Origin of the sequence: Kribbella soli (assembly GCF_004331345.1) — a bacterium.
GTDB lineage: Bacteria > Actinomycetota > Actinomycetes > Propionibacteriales > Kribbellaceae > Kribbella > Kribbella soli.
In genome coordinates this window covers 87,375-102,080 of record NZ_SJJZ01000004.1, presented here as the reverse complement: position 1 = coordinate 102,080, position 14,706 = coordinate 87,375, and the positions used below count along the sequence as shown (strand labels likewise).

General features: G+C 67.8%; 17 protein-coding genes. 11 read left to right on the top strand and 6 right to left on the bottom strand.

Annotated features, from left to right (window positions below; genetic code table 11):
• Positions 1-36: 36 nt before the first annotated feature.
• The 4 genes from E0H45_RS31345 to E0H45_RS31330 are packed head-to-tail and all read left to right on the top strand — an operon-like array spanning position 37 to position 3,258.
• Positions 37-684 carry a TetR/AcrR family transcriptional regulator gene (locus E0H45_RS31345; RefSeq protein ID WP_202872624.1) on the top strand — a complete coding sequence of 216 codons (648 nt, stop codon included), beginning with the start codon at positions 37-39 and terminating at the stop codon, positions 682-684.
• Entirely contained in the window at positions 681-1,826 is a 1,146-nt protein-coding gene (locus tag E0H45_RS31340) for an NAD(P)/FAD-dependent oxidoreductase (RefSeq protein WP_131344157.1), read from the top strand. The genes E0H45_RS31345 and E0H45_RS31340 overlap by 4 nt, the downstream gene beginning before the upstream one ends.
• Positions 1,827-1,849: 23 nt before the next feature.
• The gene (locus tag E0H45_RS31335) at positions 1,850-3,049 is read left to right on the top strand and encodes a cytochrome P450 (protein ID WP_131344155.1); all 1,200 of its coding nucleotides are present in this window, start codon (positions 1,850-1,852) and stop codon (positions 3,047-3,049) included.
• Between the two features lie 14 nt (positions 3,050-3,063).
• Complete coding sequence (locus E0H45_RS31330) at positions 3,064-3,258, top strand: ferredoxin (protein ID WP_131344153.1); 195 nt, start codon at positions 3,064-3,066, stop codon at positions 3,256-3,258.
• On the opposite strand, the gene E0H45_RS31325 is transcribed toward E0H45_RS31330, so the two are convergent.
• A complete protein-coding gene (locus tag E0H45_RS31325) occupies positions 3,259-4,059 on the bottom strand; it encodes a Rossmann-fold NAD(P)-binding domain-containing protein (RefSeq protein WP_202872623.1) in 801 nt (266 codons plus the stop codon). It abuts the gene before it with no gap.
• Between the two features lie 29 nt (positions 4,060-4,088).
• Between E0H45_RS31325 and E0H45_RS31320 the strand changes: the two genes are divergently transcribed.
• Both E0H45_RS31320 and E0H45_RS31315 read left to right on the top strand, forming a co-directional pair.
• Positions 4,089-4,436 (top strand): VOC family protein, encoded by a 348-nt coding sequence (locus E0H45_RS31320; RefSeq protein ID WP_131344151.1) that lies wholly within the window; start codon positions 4,089-4,091, stop codon positions 4,434-4,436.
• Entirely contained in the window at positions 4,426-5,550 is a 1,125-nt protein-coding gene (locus E0H45_RS31315; RefSeq protein ID WP_131344149.1) for an epoxide hydrolase family protein, read from the top strand. The genes E0H45_RS31320 and E0H45_RS31315 overlap by 11 nt, the downstream gene beginning before the upstream one ends.
• A 126-nt stretch (positions 5,551-5,676) precedes the next feature.
• Here E0H45_RS31315 and E0H45_RS31310 read toward each other — a convergent pair whose 3' ends face one another.
• Complete coding sequence (locus E0H45_RS31310; protein WP_131344147.1) at positions 5,677-6,264, bottom strand: GNAT family N-acetyltransferase; 588 nt, start codon at positions 6,262-6,264, stop codon at positions 5,677-5,679.
• Between the two features lie 55 nt (positions 6,265-6,319).
• On the opposite strand from E0H45_RS31310, the gene E0H45_RS31305 reads away from it, so the two are divergent.
• Positions 6,320-6,811, top strand: coding sequence for a winged helix-turn-helix transcriptional regulator (locus E0H45_RS31305; protein WP_202872622.1), 492 nt, complete (start codon positions 6,320-6,322; stop codon positions 6,809-6,811).
• 28 nt (positions 6,812-6,839) lie between these two features.
• Here E0H45_RS31305 and E0H45_RS31300 read toward each other — a convergent pair whose 3' ends face one another.
• Complete coding sequence (locus E0H45_RS31300; protein WP_238155435.1) at positions 6,840-7,718, bottom strand: helix-turn-helix domain-containing protein; 879 nt, start codon at positions 7,716-7,718, stop codon at positions 6,840-6,842.
• Between the two features lie 163 nt (positions 7,719-7,881).
• Here E0H45_RS31300 and E0H45_RS31295 point away from each other — a divergent pair, with 163 nt between their 5' ends.
• A complete protein-coding gene (locus E0H45_RS31295; protein ID WP_131344145.1) occupies positions 7,882-8,712 on the top strand; it encodes an SAM-dependent methyltransferase in 831 nt (276 codons plus the stop codon).
• 52 nt (positions 8,713-8,764) lie between these two features.
• Here E0H45_RS31295 and E0H45_RS31290 read toward each other — a convergent pair whose 3' ends face one another.
• Together E0H45_RS31290 and E0H45_RS31285 are read right to left on the bottom strand one after the other, a co-directional pair.
• Positions 8,765-9,841: an RICIN domain-containing protein gene (locus E0H45_RS31290; RefSeq protein ID WP_131344143.1), complete on the bottom strand. Its 1,077-nt coding sequence runs from the start codon at positions 9,839-9,841 to the stop codon at positions 8,765-8,767.
• A gap of 105 nt (positions 9,842-9,946) precedes the next feature.
• Positions 9,947-10,501 (bottom strand): helix-turn-helix domain-containing protein, encoded by a 555-nt coding sequence (locus tag E0H45_RS31285; RefSeq protein ID WP_131344141.1) that lies wholly within the window; start codon positions 10,499-10,501, stop codon positions 9,947-9,949.
• 69 nt (positions 10,502-10,570) lie between these two features.
• Here E0H45_RS31285 and E0H45_RS31280 point away from each other — a divergent pair, with 69 nt between their 5' ends.
• Positions 10,571-11,263, top strand: coding sequence for an AzlC family ABC transporter permease (locus E0H45_RS31280; RefSeq protein ID WP_131344139.1), 693 nt, complete (start codon positions 10,571-10,573; stop codon positions 11,261-11,263).
• Complete coding sequence (locus tag E0H45_RS31275; protein WP_131344137.1) at positions 11,256-11,579, top strand: AzlD domain-containing protein; 324 nt, start codon at positions 11,256-11,258, stop codon at positions 11,577-11,579. Before E0H45_RS31280 ends, E0H45_RS31275 begins: the two co-directional genes overlap by 8 nt.
• Here the strand turns inward: E0H45_RS31275 and E0H45_RS31270 are convergent.
• Positions 11,576-12,676, bottom strand: a complete 1,101-nt coding sequence (locus E0H45_RS31270; protein WP_131344135.1) for a substrate-binding domain-containing protein — start codon at positions 12,674-12,676, stop codon at positions 11,576-11,578. The genes E0H45_RS31275 and E0H45_RS31270 overlap by 4 nt on opposite strands.
• 95 nt (positions 12,677-12,771) lie before the next feature.
• On the opposite strand from E0H45_RS31270, the gene E0H45_RS31265 reads away from it, so the two are divergent.
• Positions 12,772-14,703, top strand: a complete 1,932-nt coding sequence (locus E0H45_RS31265) for a carbohydrate binding domain-containing protein (RefSeq protein ID WP_165546667.1) — start codon at positions 12,772-12,774, stop codon at positions 14,701-14,703.
• The last annotated feature ends 3 nt before the right edge of the window (positions 14,704-14,706 follow it).

Genomic DNA, 14,706 nt, shown 5'->3' with positions numbered 1-14,706 from the left:
AGTCGGTGGGCTCCGGGAAGTGCCGGTGAAGTGGTGATGATGATGGCGAAAGACGTGCGAGCGGTGCGGGTGAACGCCACCCGCGAGCTGATCCTGACCACGGCGGAGCGGATGTTCGCCGAGCGCGGTGTGCACGAGGTGTCGAACCGGCAGATCAGCGAGGCGGCCGGGCAGGGCAACAACACTGCGGTCGGCTACCACTTCGGGACCAAGACGGATCTGGTTCGGGCGATCGTGCGCAAGCACTCCGAGCCGATCGAGGAGCGGCGCAAGGAGCTGCTGGCCGAGCTCGGGCCGACGCCGGACGTGCGGGACTGGGTGACCGTTCTGGTGCGGTCCGCCACCGACCACATGGGCAGCCTCGGCACGCCGTGCTGGCTGGCCAGGTTCAGCGCCCAGCTGATGAACGATCCGTCACTGCGGCAGATCCAGATCGAGGAGTCGCTCACCTCACCGACACTGCAGCAGCTCCTGGAAGGCCTCAATGTCTGCCTGGCCAACCTGCCGTTGCCGGTCAGGCTCGAACGCAACGACATGGCCCGGCATCTGATCATCCAGATGACCGCCGAGTTCGAACGGGCCCTGGCCGAGGGCACGCCGACCGCGCGAGCGACCTGGCAGGAGATGGCGGACGGGCTCATCGACGGCATCGTCGGTCTGTGGACCGCTCCGGTGACTGCATGAGTGTGCTGGTCGTCGGTGCGTCCGCGGCCGGGTTGTCGACGGTGGAATCCCTTCGGCGCAAGGGATATCGAGAACCGATCACGGTTCTCGGTGCCGAATGGCATCTGCCGTACGACCGGCCGCCGCTGTCCAAGCAGTTCCTCTGCGGGGATTGGGACGAGGACCGGACCAGGCTCCGGCCGGACACGATGCTCTCGGCGCTCGAGGCCGAATTCGTTCTCGGTGACTCCGCCGTCGGCCTCGACGTGGAGCGTCGTACCGTGCACACGGCGTCGGGACGGGAACTGCAGGCGGACGCGGTGGTGATCGCGACCGGATTGCGAGCCCGGGTGCTGCCGGACCAGGGCGGGCTCGACGGGGTCCATGTGCTGCGGACGTTGGACGATGCCGCCGCGCTGCGGAAGGACCTGCTGGAGGCATCCCGGGTGGTCGTCGTGGGTGACGGCGTACTCGGGGCCGAGATCGCTGCTACGGCGCGGAAAATGGGCCTGTCCGTCACGATGGCCGGGCCGCAGGCGGCGCCGTTGCAGAGCCAGTTCGGTCCGGTGGTTGCCGGGCTGCTCGAGGAGTTGCACGCCTCCGAGGGGGTGCATCTGAAGCTCGGTACGGCGGTGACCGGGCTGACGGACGAGGACGGCCGGGTGACCGGCGTACGGCTGGAGACCGGTGAGGTGCTGCCCGCTGACGTCGTCGTTGTGGCGCTCGGCGCCGTGCCCGCGACGGACTGGCTCGCGGACAGCGGCCTGCGGCTCGACAACGGGGTGGTGTGTGATGCCCGCTGCCGTGCGGCCGAAGGGATCTACGCGGCCGGTGACGTGGCGCGATGGCAGCACGAGGACTCCCTGCTGCGCTTGGAGAATCGGACCAACGCCACCGAGCAGGCGGCCTGTGTCGCGGCGAACATCCTCGGCGACGCACAGCCCTATCGCCCAGTGCCGTACTTCTGGACCGACCAGTTCGCCACCAAGATCCAGGTCCACGGCCGGCCGTCGGAAGCCGCCGAAGTGACCGTTGCTGAAGGCAACCTCGACGAACGCCGGTTCGTCGTCCACTACCGCCGGGACCGCCGTGTCGTCGCCGTCCTCGGCTGGAACATGCCGAAACAGACCCGCCTGCACCGGCACCACCTGGTGCACGCGTAAGACCTCTCTGGGGAAGGACTTGTATGACTACTCCTGTCTATCCGATGACCCGGGCGGAAGGCTGCCCGTTCGATCCACCGCCGAAGCTGCGCGAGCTGCAGGACGAGGCGGCCCTGGTCAAGGTGCAGGTCTTCGACAAGACCGCCTGGCTGGTCACGCGGTACGCCGATCAGCGCAAGCTGCTCGCCGATCCGCGCCTCAGTGCGGACGTCTCCACTCCCGGGTATCCGAGCCAGACCGCGATGGCGCCGAAGTCCGACGACGGTGTCGGGATCGGATTCATCCTGATGGACGATCCGGAGCACGCCCGGCTGCGCCGAATGGTCACCGCGCCTTTCATGATCAAGCGGGTGGAGGCGATGCGCCCGGCGGTGCAGAAGATCGTCGACGGGCTGATCGACGACCTGCTGGCCGGACCGAAGCCGGTCGACCTGATGGAAGCGTTCGCGCTGCCGGTGCCGTCGCTGGTGATCTGCACGCTGCTCGGCGTCCCGTACGCGGACCACGACTTCTTCCAGCAGAACAGCAAGCAGTTGATCAGTCTCACCGCGACGCCCGAGGAGCGCGGTCAGGCGCACGGCAATCTGGGCGCCTACCTGTACAACCTGGTCGGCGAGAAGCTCGAGAACCCGGGCGACGATCTGCTGTCCGGGCTGACCGAGCGGGTCAAGGCCGGTGAACTGGCCCGACAGGACGCGGCCGGGATGGGCGTGCTGCTGCTTCTCGCCGGGCACGAGACCACCGCCAACATGATTGCCCTCGGCACCCTTGCGCTGCTGGAGCACCCGCCGCAGCTGGCCGTGTTGCAGGAAACCGATGATCCGAAGGTGGTCGCGGGTGCGGTCGAGGAGTTGCTGCGGTACCTGAACATCACCCACAACGGCCGCCGCCGCGCAGTGCTCGAGGACATCGAGCTCGACGGCCAGGTGATCAAGGCCGGCGAGGGCCTGATCTTCCCGAACGACATCGGCAATCGGGACCCGTCGGCGTTCCCGGACCCGGACACGCTCGACCTGCACCGCGACGCCCGGCACCACGTGGCGTTCGGCTTCGGCGTACATCAGTGCCTGGGGCAACCACTGGCGCGGATGGAGCTGCAGGTCGTCTACAGCACCCTCTACCGCCGCATTCCGACCCTGCGCCGGGCGGCCGAGCTGGACGAGATCCCGTTCAAGCACGACGGATCCGTGTACGGCGTCCACTCGCTGCCCGTCACCTGGTAATCAGAGGAGCCACTATGAAGATCATCATCGACCAGGACAAGTGCGTCGCGTCGGGGCAGTGCGTCACCGCGGCCGTCGACGTCTTCGACCAGCGTGACGAGGACGGCATCGTCGTCCTTCTCAACGACAACCCACCGGAGGATCTCGCCGCCGACGTCCACCAGGCAGCGGCCGTCTGCCCGGCCCTCGCGATCGTCGTCGAGGACTGATCAGCCGAAGGCTGCGAGATTCCGGTCGGCCCAGGCGCGGAAGCTGCGTGCGGGCCGGCCGGTGAGGTCCTGGACGGTCGTGGTGATGAGGTCGGAGACTGGGCGGTTCTGGGCGCTGCCGATGAGCGCCTCGACGAGCGCCGGCGGGCGACCGTCCGCGAGCAGTTGCGATCGCGCGTCGTCGAACGGGGTCGCGTCGAACGTCAACTCACGGCCGAGCACGTCGCCGAGGATCCGCACCTGATCGGCCCGGCTGAGTACGTCGGGACCGGTCAGCGTGTGGGTGGTGCCGGGTTGCGAATCACGCAGTACGGCGGCAGCGGCCGCGGCGATGTCCGCGGGGTCGATCACCGCGGTGGCGGCGCTGTCCGGTCCACGTACGACGTCGCCGGCCTTGAGCTGCCCCGCCCAACCGAGTGCGTTGGACGCGAACGTGTCCGCGCGCAGGACTGTCCACTCCAGCCCGGACGCCTGCACGGCCTTCTCCAGATCGGCATGCAGCCGCGTGATCGGATCCGTGTCAGCCCCGAACCGGACTGCCGAGGACGACAGATAGACAACCCGCCGCGCATGCTGCGCGATCTTGGTCAGCACCGCATTCGCACCGTCGGATGTGAGGAACGGCCAGACCAGGAAGACGGAGTCGACGCCCTCCAGATCGAGCGTCTCGGGCCGGGCGAGATCGGCACCGGAGGAGCGGTCGAGAGGACGCGCCTCCGGCAGTAGCGCGGCCAGTTCGCGGCCGACGTTGCCCGTTGCGCCAGTCAGGAGGATCACCTTCTCGGCAACCTGCCCAGCCACTGTCGGTATTCCCGGCTACAGTGCTCAAGATGATCAACGGAGCGCATGTGATCATCTACAGCACCGACGCCGACGCGGACCGAGCCTTCTTCCGGGACGTGCTGGAGTACCCGTCCGTGGACGCGGGGCACGGGTGGCTGATCTTCAAGCTGCCGCCGGCCGAAGTCGCGTTGCATCCGGCGGAGACCGGGTCGCACGAGATGCTGTTGATGTGCGACAACCTCGAGCAGACGATGGCAGACCTGTCGGCGCTCGGCGTCGAGTTCGTGCGGCCGGTCGAGCGGCAGCAATGGGGTGTGCTGACGGCGTTCCGGTTGCCGGGTGGGGGCGAGGTCGGGCTGTACGAGCCGCTGCACGAGCGGGCGCATGATCTCTGAGTTCCGGATCGCGGTGCCGGATGCGGAGCTCGCGGAACTGAGGGGTCGGCTGGAGCGGGTTCGTTGGCCTCGGCAACTACCTGGGGACGGGTGGGAGCGGGGGGTGCCGGTCGGTTATCTGCGGCGGGTCGTCGAGCGGTGGGCGGCGTACGACTGGCGGGCCTGGGAGGCGCGGCTCAACGAGTATCCGCAGTACACGACCGAGATCGACGGGCAGACGATCCACTTCCTGCACGTGCGGTCGCCGGAGCCGGGTGCGTTGCCGTTGGTGCTGACGCACGGGTGGCCGGGGTCCGTGGCCGAGTTCCTCGAGGTGCTCGGGCCGTTGACCGATCCGGCGGCGTACGGCGGGGATCCGCGCGACGCGTTCCACGTCGTCGCGCCGTCCGTGCCGGGGCACGGGTTCTCGGTGCCGTTGACGTCCGGCTGGGATCACGGGCGGATCGCCCGCGCGTGGGCGGAGCTGATGCGTCGCCTGGGGTACGAGCGGTACGGGGCGCAAGGCGGCGACACGGGATCGGTCGTCTCGCCCCTGCTGGGACAGGTGGATCCGGCGCACGTGGTCGGCGTACACATCAATGGCGGACTGGCGTATCCGGCGCTCGAACCGGGAGATCGCGAGCGGTTGAACGACGTCGAGCGTGAGCGGCTCGCTGGGGCCGAGCGGTTGCGTGCGGTCGGCACCGGGTACGCCGAGTTGCAAGGGACTCGGCCGCAGACGGTCTCGTTCGCGCTGAGCGACTCGCCGGTCGGGCAGTTGGCGTGGATCCTGGAGAAGTTCTGGGAGTGGACCGACCCGGAACGCGAACTACCCGAGGACGCCGTCGACCTCGATCACCTGCTGACGGACGTCTCGATCTACTGGTTCACCAACACCAGCGCAACTTCCGCCAACCTGTACTACGAGAACCGACAAACCGCCGACGACATGAAGCCGGGCGTGCCGACGGGCATCGCGGTCTTCCCGACCGACCCAGCGATCCGCCGCGTCCTTGAACGCCGGCACCACATCATCCACTGGTCAGAGTTCCCCCGAGGCGGCCACTTCGCCGCCCTCGAGGCCCCCGACCTCCTCGTCAACGACATCCGCACGTTCTTCCGCCTGGTCCGCTAGACCAGCGGGCGCGCTGGTGGGGCTAGCGACAGGAAACGGAGACCGGAGACAGGCTATTTCCTGTCTCCAGCAACTACAGGCGTGTCTGCGGTCCCGTGAACCGGCTGCGAGGATCTGAGGTGCCGGCTAGATGGCTGGCACCGCGTTGTCGATCGGTCGGCGTTCATGCGGGGCGGACGCTTCGTCGCACCCGATCTGCTCGTCGACGACCGCCGGGCGTTCTTTCGGGTGGTTCGGTAGGCGGGCTGGGGCTACGAAGGTCAGGAGGGCGCCGTCGCGTTCTACCGTTGCGTCTGGCCAGCGGCGGCGGACCATTCGGATTGAGCGTTCGTTGGCGGCGCTGACGACGAACAGGAAGTGCGTCGCGCCGGCCGCGATCGCGTCTGCGGCGGCGATGGACAGCATGCGGACCCCGAGCCCGTGGCGCTGGTCGTCCTCGGCGATCACGGCCGCTAGTTCGGCGGTCGACTCGCCGGGGGCCCAGGCCCACATCGCGTGGCCGACGATCGTCTCGTCGCGGGTTGCGACGAAGGCCGTGCCGGTCGGGCACAGCATCCGCAGCAGCAACGCTTGGCGTGGCGGCGTACCGATCGCGGTCTGGAACCGGAAGTAGCGGCTGAGGTCCGTCAGCCCGGACAGCATTCGCGCCAGCTCGTCCGCGTCGGGTTCGCCGGCGCGGCGGACGAGTGGCGGTCTCGTCTGAGTCTGGTTCACGGATTCAGCCTCGCTCTACTTGGCTGAGTCTGTCAAGCGGACTTATCATGAACTCATGAGTACGGCAGTGAGCGAACAGGTGCCGGAGGCGATGAACTGGTCCACGGAGAACTGCACGATCTCCCGGACGATGGACATCCTCGGCGACAAGTGGACTTTTCACGTCCTGCGCGAGGTCTTCGTCGGCGTCCGCCGGTTCGAGGACATCCGGGCCCGGGCCGGCGTCCCGCGTCAGGTCCTCACCGAGCGGCTCGCCGCCCTGATCGAGCGCGGCCTGATCCGCCGCCACCCGTATCGCCTGCCCGGTCAGCGCGAACGCTCGGAGTACCGGCTGACCCAGGCGGGGATCGACCTCTACCCGGTGCTGGTGGCAATGATCCAGTGGGCCGACCAGTACCTGCCGCTCGACTCCGGCCCGCCGATCGAGCCGCGCCACCGCGGCGATTGCGGCGAGCGCGTCACGGTCGTCATGCAGTGCGAGGGCGGCCACGAACCGGACCCTCGCGAAGTTGCCTTCCGCCCGGGACCGGGCGCGCAACCGCGCTAGCCGTGGAGGCCCGCCGGGCGCAACCGTCCTAGCCGTCGAGGTCCGCGATCGCCTTGCGGAGGATGGATTCGGTCTCGCGGGGCTGGGCCGCGGTGATCGACACGGCGTCCATGGTGACGACGTACGTGTCCAGTTCCTCGCGCTTGTCGAGGTAGACGGCGCTGGTCAGATGCTCGATGTAGACGATGTCGGGAAGGTCGGCGTCGTTGAACCGGAGCAGCGTGAACGCACCGCCGGTCGCCGAGTATCCGCCCTTGTCGAACGGGATGATCTGCAGCGTCACGTTGTGCCGGCGCGCCGCTTCGATGAGGAACTCCAGCTGGGCCTTGAGAATGGCGCGGCTGCCGATCGGACGTCGCAGTACCGCCTCGTCGATCAGTGCCCACAGCCGCGCGGGTCGTTGCCGCGTCAACACTTCCTGGCGGCTCATTCGCAACGAAACAAGGCGATCCTGCTCGGCCTTCGACAGCGGTTGGTCCTGCCGGCCGAGTTGTACGACGGCGCGCGCGTAGTCCGGTGTCTGCAGCAGACCCGGCACGAACTGCAGCTCGAACGTACGAATCAGATCGGCCGCCATCTCCAGACCGAGGTAGGAGTGGAACCACTGCGGCGTCAGGTCGTCGTACCGTTGCCACCAGCCCGGGTTGTTCGCATCGCGGGCCAAGGTGAGCAGCCGGTCGCGTTCCTCTTCGTCGTCGAGCTTGTAGAGCGTCAGCAGGTCGTCGACGTCGCGGACCTTGAACCCGACCCGGCCGAGCTCCAGGCGGCTGATCTTGGATTCCGAGCCGCGGATCGCCCAGCCCGCGTCGGTGCGGCTGACCTTGGCGGCCTCGCGTAGCCGGCGCAGGTGCACACCGAGCATGATGCGCAGAGCGGTCGGGCCGCCGTACGCCCCCGGCTCGGTCACCTCTGGCCTCCCAGCAGCAGTGGTTCGGGTGCAGCAGCTGATCATTTCATAACTGGGAGTGAGTATGTCTACCCGCCCGCGCCGACACGGTGTGTTCAGCGCGCCGTACTCTCGGTAGAGTCGGTCGAACAGACTTCCCGATCACTCTCTGCGAGGTTCACTGATGGTCGACGCCACCAAGGCACCCAGTTCGATCCCGGTCGGCGTGGACACCTCTCGGGCCAGTATCGCCCGGGTGTACGACGCCTTCTTGGGCGGCAAGGACAACTTCGAGGTCGACCGCGAGGTACTGCGCGGGGTCCAGGCCGCCGCGCCGCAGGCCCAGGACCTGGCCTGGTCGAACCGGAACTTCCTGATCCGCGCCTGCCGCTTCCTGGCCGGCCAGGCGGGTATCACGCAGTACCTCGACTGCGGGTCCGGTCTGCCGACCGCCGAGAACACCCACCAGGTCGTGCAGCGGATCCAGCCCGAGGCCAAGGTGCTCTACATCGACAACGACCCGGTAGTGCTCGCGCACGGCCGCGCGCTGCTCGAGGAGAACGAGAACACGCTGTTCGTCAGCGCCGACATCTTCGACCCGGACGAGGTGCTGAGCAAGCCCGAGGTGCGCGAGTTCCTCGACTTCAACGAGCCGATCGCCGTGGTCCAGAACGGCACGCTGCACCACTACATCGGCACCGAAGGTGCGCAGATCATGCAGAAGTACGTCGACGCGGTGGTGCCCGGGTCGTACACGGTGGTTTCGCACTTCTTCAACCCGGAGACTCCGGAACACTCCGAGGTCGCCCGGAAGATGGAGGAGAAGTTCATCCACAGCCCGATGGGCAGCGGTAGGTTCCGCACCCGGAAGGAGCTGATGGAGTTCTTCCCGGACCAGGAGCTGGTCGCCCCGGGCCTGGTGCTCTGCGACGACTGGTGGCCGGACGGTCCGCGGCTCAAGCCGCTGAACCAGGTCGAGGAGTGCATCGTCGGCGCGGTCGGCCGCAAGGTCTGAGTGTTCGCAACGACGCCCGGGACCATGGGCGGTCCCGGGCGTCGTGCTGTTCTCAGACCGTCCAGCGCTGCGCCGCCGAGTTGTTGCAGGTGGCAACAGTCACGGCGTTGCCCAGGGCAGCTGGTGCGGTGAGGCAGCGGCCGCCGGTCCGGATCGTGCCGTCGCCGGGCAGCGTCCACTGCTGGTTCGTGCCGCCGTGGCAGCTGTAGAGGACCACGGTGCCGGCTTGGGTTGCGCTCGCGTCGAGGCAGCTGAACAGGGCGTGGAACGTGGAGTTCTCCGCGTGCACCCAGTTCTGGTTGTTGCCGCCGGTGCAGGTGTACAGCAGGATCGTCGTACCGTCCGAGCCGGAGACGTCCAGGCAGCCGCCGCTGCCGCGGATGTCGCCTGAGTCCGAGTTGCCGATGCCGTTCTCCTGGACGGCGGTCGATCCGCTCAGCGTGACCTGGCTGTCCGCGGCGCAGCCGCTGCTCTCCGACGTGCCGGTGAAGTGCGCGGTGAGGCTGCCGCTGGTCGGTGCGCTCATCGTCAGCTTCGAGTACGGCTCGTCGTCGCAGGTGGCCTTGTCGTTGTTCCAGTCGAAGTACTCGGTCCAGCTGACCATTCCCGACGTACTGATCGTGTTCCCGGAGCCGGTTTGCAGGCTGCCGAGTTTGAACGACGTACCGGCGGTGAGGTCGCGGACCGTCACGCCGTACCAGCCGCTGCCCTCGCTCGCGACGGCGAACGCGTAGGTGTGGCCGGCGGTCGGCGCTTGGTCGAGGCGGCAACTGCCGCCGGTGCCGTCCTCCTGGAACTGGATGCAGTAGGTGCCTGCATCTCCGGCTTTCCAGGCGGTCGAGTTCCAGAGGGAGTACAGGAACATGCCGCCGCCGTCGCGGTGCGTCTGCATGCCGGTGTACCCGCCGACGTCGCCGCCGGTGAAGCCGAACTGGTTGGCCCAGTAGACGTTCGCGCGGCCGGGGGAGGCGTTGATCGTCATCTTGAACTCGGCCTGGGTGAGCGACGCGGTGTCGAACGTGTAGTTGACGTAGGTGCCGGGTGTGACGCCGACCGCCGACGCGCTGCCGGGGACGAGGGCCGCGGCGAGGCCGAGAAGAGCGCAGAGCAGTAAGGACTTGAGTCTCATCGGGGGTGCTACCTCCAAGCGAAGTGGGGCGGACTTCAGCTAGAGAGCTCTCTCGATGATGATGCGCAGAGCTGCGCGTAGATGTCCAGAGGTGAGCGGTTAACGTTACACATGCTCGGAAATGAGCGTGGCTGTTGTGCCTTCTTCGAGGGCCTGGAAGAGGTGCGGGAGGTCGCCGGGGTAGGCCACGTAGTCGCCCGGCAGCAGCTCGATCGGCTCGTCGGTGGGGCCCACGAGTGCGCGGCCGGAGCCGAGGATGACGTGTTCGACGACGCCGGGCATGTGCGGCTCGGACTTCCGGCCGGGGCCGGGGGCGACGACGATGCGATAGATGTCGCGGCGCGCGTTCGGCGGGCTGGAGGCGACCAGTGTGGCGCTGTAGTCGGCCTGGTCGGAGTAGATCGCCGGGCCCTCACCGGCGCGGATGACCTGAACCTTCGGGCGCGGCGGGTCGAGCAGCGCCGCGAACGGGGTGTCGAGGGCAACGGCCAGTGCCCACAGGGTTTCAACGCTCGGGTTGCCGGTGCCGGACTCGAGTTGGGACAGCGTGGACTTCGCGACGCCGGCGCGTTTCGCGACCTCGGTCAAGGACAGTCCGGCGCGGGCCCGGTGCCGGCGCAGGGAGGTCGCGATCACGTCGAGGGGGGCCCTGTTTTCCATCGCTGTTCGCTCCATCGGTCTAGTTGTTCGGCTTGACGAACGAGGGACGATCTGTTCATCATAATGCCCATGCGTTCGATATGGCGAACACTCGATCGGCGACTCGCCCGCGACATCGGCCTGGTCTGCCTGGCCGACGGCGTCGTCGGGCTGTCGTACGGCGCGATCAGCGTCGGCGGCGGGCTGCCGTTGTGGGTGCCGATCGTGTTGTCGATCGTGGTCTTCGCCGGTGCGTCGCAGTTCCTGTTCGTCGGGATCGTCGCGGCCGGCGGGAGTCCGATCGCGGCGATGGTCGCGGGGCTGCTGGTGAACACCCGGCACATCGCGTTCGGGCTGGCGGTCAGCGATGTGATCGGCACCGGCTGGCGGCGCTGGCCGGGCAGTCACCTGATGACCGACGAGAACGTCGCGTTCGCGATGGGGCAGGACGAGCCGGAGCAGCGGCGGGCGGCGTACTGGGCCGGCGGGATCGGCATCTTCGTCTGCTGGAACATCGGGGTCGTGATCGGTGGTCTGGCCGGCTCGGTGATCACCGACACCGACGTCTTCGGGCTCGATGCGGCGTTCCCCGCGGTGCTGTTGGCGCTGGTCCTGCCCGCTCTGCGCGACCGATCGACGCGTACGGCGGCGCTCGTGGGTGTCGTGATCGCCTTGATCGCAACGCCGTTCCTGCCGGCTGGTCTGCCGGTACTGATCGCACTGGCCGGCCTGCTGTTCTATCGCGCCGGGAAGCCCGCGCTGGAGGATGCCCGCAATGAATGACACTCCACTGCTGCTGGTCGCGATCGGGGTGCTTGCTGTGGGCACCTTTTCGATGCGGTTCGCGGGGCCGGCGTTGCGGAGCCGGTTCGAGGTGCCGGAGCGCGCGCAGCAGCTGCTCGCCGCGGCCGCGATCGTTCTACTGACCGCGCTGGTCGCCACGTCCGCGCTGACCGACGGCCACGGCCCGGCAGGCATCGCCCGCCCAGCCGGTGTCCTGGTCGGCGGTGTCCTCGCGTGGCGCAAGGCGCCATTCGTGCTGGTAGTCGTAGCAGCCGCCGGCACCGCAGCCGGCCTACGCCTGCTGGGCGTCCCTTAGATCTGCATTCCGGTAGTTGATCTCTGGTGGAGGCGGGGGACGATGGCGAGTTTGGTGGGTGGGTGGACGTCGTGGGTGTGGTGCCCTCGGCTGCAGAGGCGGTCGATGATCATCTCGACGGCGCGTTTGCCCAGCGCGACTCGGTCCGGCGCGATGGCACTCAGACCGCCGGCGGGGTTGCTGGGGAGCCCGTCGTCGTACGACAGGATCGACACGTCACCGGGGACCTCGAGGCCGCGGTCCTGCAGGAACTCCCGGGCGGCGACCGCGTCCTCGTCGGTGTGTACGAACAGCGCGGTCGGCTCCTGATCGCGGAAGATCTGTTCGAGCGCGCTCGTCAGCACACTTCTCTGGTCGGCGGATCGTCGGAGGCGCGTGATCCCGAGCGTCACGTCGCGTGCCGGTGCGATCGTGGCGCCGTACGCCGATGCTGTCCGAAGCAACGCAGGAGCGGTCGGGGTATCGCGGATGAGGCAGTGGATCGTCCGGTGTCCGAGGGCAGCGAGGTGGTCGAGGCCCAGTACGGATCCGGCCTCATGGTCGGTGAACACGTGGTCCACGGGGGATCGGGCGGCGGCAACGGACGTCGCCGGGTCGAGGTCGCGAACCCACGTGAGCTCCCAGGGCCGTTCGATCAGCACAACCGGTACGTCGGTGCGGCACAGCTGACCCCAGGTGGCTGCCGGCAGGTGCGGAGTGACGAGTAGCCCGTCGAGCTCCAGGCTGGTGATCCGCGCGTAGCGCGCGGCCGCGAGATCGTCTGTGTAGTCGTAGTCGGCTTCGACCAAGGTGCAGCCACTGGCCGCCGCTGCCTGCTCCGCGCCCGCGAGAACGGCATCGAAGCAGTAACCCCGGGTCGGGACCAGAATGCCCAGCCGCAGCTGCGCCGAGGCAGGTGCCGTACGCCGTCCAGCCCCGACCGCGCCGCCATGAACGCGGGTGAGCCGTCCTTGCGTGGACAGTTCCTCAATGTCCCGCTGAATCGTCCGGACGCTCGCCCCCAGGGCAGTCGCTGCCTCGAGGGCGGACACCGAGCCTGTGCGCTCGATCCACTTGACCAGAAGCTCTCTGCGCTGCGACCCGAGAAGCTGCCTCATGCTCCCAGGACGATACGTGAGGACGTGTCGTCTTTTGTCCGAATCGGCGCGCCGCAGTCATGGGCCGTGGTGACCTGTCTGCGGAGGTGTTCAGCATGAGACTGAAGATCGCGCTGGCGTCCGTGGTGCTGCTTGTTGCCTCGGCGCTCACCTGTATCAATGCCTCGGCGGCAGGGTCCTCGTACTACGTCGACTGCTCAGCGGCGACCGCCGGCAACGGCAGCCAGAGCTCGCCGTGGAACTCCCTCGCGACGGTGAACGCGCATGCGTTCACGGCCGGAGACAGGTTGCTCTTCGCCCGCGGTGTCACCTGCTCCGGTCAGCTGAAACCGTCGGGATCCGGAACCGCCGCTGCACCGATCACGGTCGACGCCTATGGAGCCGGCAGTTCGCGCCCGGTCATCGCCGGCGGTGGAACCGTGTACACCGCGATCCACTTGTACAACGTCCAGTACTGGGAAGTCCGTGGTCTGGAGGTCACCAACCAGGGCGCCACGGTCGCCGAGCGGAACGGGATCCTGGTCGAGCTCGCCGACTTCGGCACCGGCTCGCACTACGTCGTCGACAACGTCTACGTGCACGACGTCAACGGCGGCGACACGAAGAACAGCAACGGCATCCAGTTCCGGGTGAGTGGGACGACGAAATCGACGCATTTCAACGGCGTCACCGTCGAGAACTCCGAGATCTACCACGTCGATCGCGAAGGTCTCACGACCTCGTCCAGCTGGGGCTGTCGCGCGATCTACGCGTGTACGTCGGGGCCGGTGTGGACCGCGAACACCAACATCGTCTTCCGGAACAACCTCATCCACGACATCGGGGGCGACGGAATCGTTCTGCGAATCGGAGCCGATGCGGTCGTCGAGCACAACACGGCGTACGACATCTGGATGCGCTCGGCGGGTAACAACGCCGGGATCTGGACCATCAACAGCGACCGGACCCTGGTGCAGTACAACGAGGTCTACCGGGTGCGTCGGCCGTGCTGCAACGACGGTATGGCGTTCGACTCCGACGGCGGGAACCGGGGCGTGATCTTCCAGTACAACTTCAGCCACGACAACGAGGGCGGGTTCGTCCTGTTCTGTGGTTGTTCGAGCGGCTGGAGCACCTCCGGCACCATCGTGCGGTACAACCTCTCGATCAACGACAAGTCCCGCATCCTGTACGCCGCCGGCGAGAGCGCGGCGCAGATCTACGGGAACACGTTCTACATCCCCAGCGGATCGTCGACGAAGGTGATCGAGGACAACGGTTCCGGTTCCACCAAGGCGACCTGGACGAACAACGTCATCTACAACCTCGGGAGCGGTGGCTACGACCAGGTCGCGAACTACGTGTTCCGCGGAAACCTCTACTACGGCAGCCATCCGTCGTCGGAGCCGGCCGATCCCTACAAGTCGATCGCGAACCCCCTGCTCGCCGCGCCAGGCAGTTCGTCGCCGGACGGGTACAAGCTGGGGCCTGGATCGCCCGCCCTGCGGACCGGTCTCAACCTGGTGGGATCGAGTCCCAAGGACTACTTCGGCGGTGCGGTCCCGGTCGCCTGCAGGCCGGATGTCGGATTCCATCAGCGGTCGACCTTCGACGACGCGGCCTGCGCCGGAACGAACCTGGTCCAGAACGGCGGCTTCGAATCCGGTACGACGTCCAACTGGAGCGTGACGTCCGGCCGCGCGTTCATCGCCACGGACACCGTGCACAGTGGTGCGAAGAGCCTGAAACTCGGGCCCTCCCAAGCGAGCGCCGAGCAGGTCGTCGCGGTGCAGCCCAATACGACGTACGTACTGTCCGGCTGGGGCCGGGTGTCCGCCTACGACACAGAGGTCGTGATCGGCGCGAAGGCCTTCAACGGTACGTCGGAAGTCCGGGCGCCGGCCTTCGTCAACACGACGTGGCGCGGCGGAAGCGTCACCTTCACCACCGGCCCGAGTACGACGACAGCGACGGTCTACTGCTACACGCGAGCGGGGGCCGGGTTCGGCTACTGCGACGATCTGACCCTCACGCGTCAGTCTTCGTAGCGA

Coding starts and splice junctions, on each gene's coding strand:
- E0H45_RS31345 (WP_202872624.1), top strand. CDS start 37: ATGATGATGGCGAAAGACGTGCGAGCGGTGCGGGTGAACGCCACCCGC.
- E0H45_RS31340 (WP_131344157.1), top strand. CDS start 681: ATGAGTGTGCTGGTCGTCGGTGCGTCCGCGGCCGGGTTGTCGACGGTG.
- E0H45_RS31335 (WP_131344155.1), top strand. CDS start 1,850: ATGACTACTCCTGTCTATCCGATGACCCGGGCGGAAGGCTGCCCGTTC.
- E0H45_RS31330 (WP_131344153.1), top strand. CDS start 3,064: ATGAAGATCATCATCGACCAGGACAAGTGCGTCGCGTCGGGGCAGTGC.
- E0H45_RS31320 (WP_131344151.1), top strand. CDS start 4,089: ATGATCAACGGAGCGCATGTGATCATCTACAGCACCGACGCCGACGCG.
- E0H45_RS31315 (WP_131344149.1), top strand. CDS start 4,426: ATGATCTCTGAGTTCCGGATCGCGGTGCCGGATGCGGAGCTCGCGGAA.
- E0H45_RS31305 (WP_202872622.1), top strand. CDS start 6,320: ATGAGTACGGCAGTGAGCGAACAGGTGCCGGAGGCGATGAACTGGTCC.
- E0H45_RS31295 (WP_131344145.1), top strand. CDS start 7,882: ATGGTCGACGCCACCAAGGCACCCAGTTCGATCCCGGTCGGCGTGGAC.
- E0H45_RS31290 (WP_131344143.1), bottom strand. CDS start 9,841: ATGAGACTCAAGTCCTTACTGCTCTGCGCTCTTCTCGGCCTCGCCGCG.
- E0H45_RS31285 (WP_131344141.1), bottom strand. CDS start 10,501: ATGGAAAACAGGGCCCCCCTCGACGTGATCGCGACCTCCCTGCGCCGG.
- E0H45_RS31280 (WP_131344139.1), top strand. CDS start 10,571: ATGCGTTCGATATGGCGAACACTCGATCGGCGACTCGCCCGCGACATC.
- E0H45_RS31275 (WP_131344137.1), top strand. CDS start 11,256: ATGAATGACACTCCACTGCTGCTGGTCGCGATCGGGGTGCTTGCTGTG.
- E0H45_RS31270 (WP_131344135.1), bottom strand. CDS start 12,676: ATGAGGCAGCTTCTCGGGTCGCAGCGCAGAGAGCTTCTGGTCAAGTGG.
- E0H45_RS31265 (WP_165546667.1), top strand. CDS start 12,772: ATGAGACTGAAGATCGCGCTGGCGTCCGTGGTGCTGCTTGTTGCCTCG.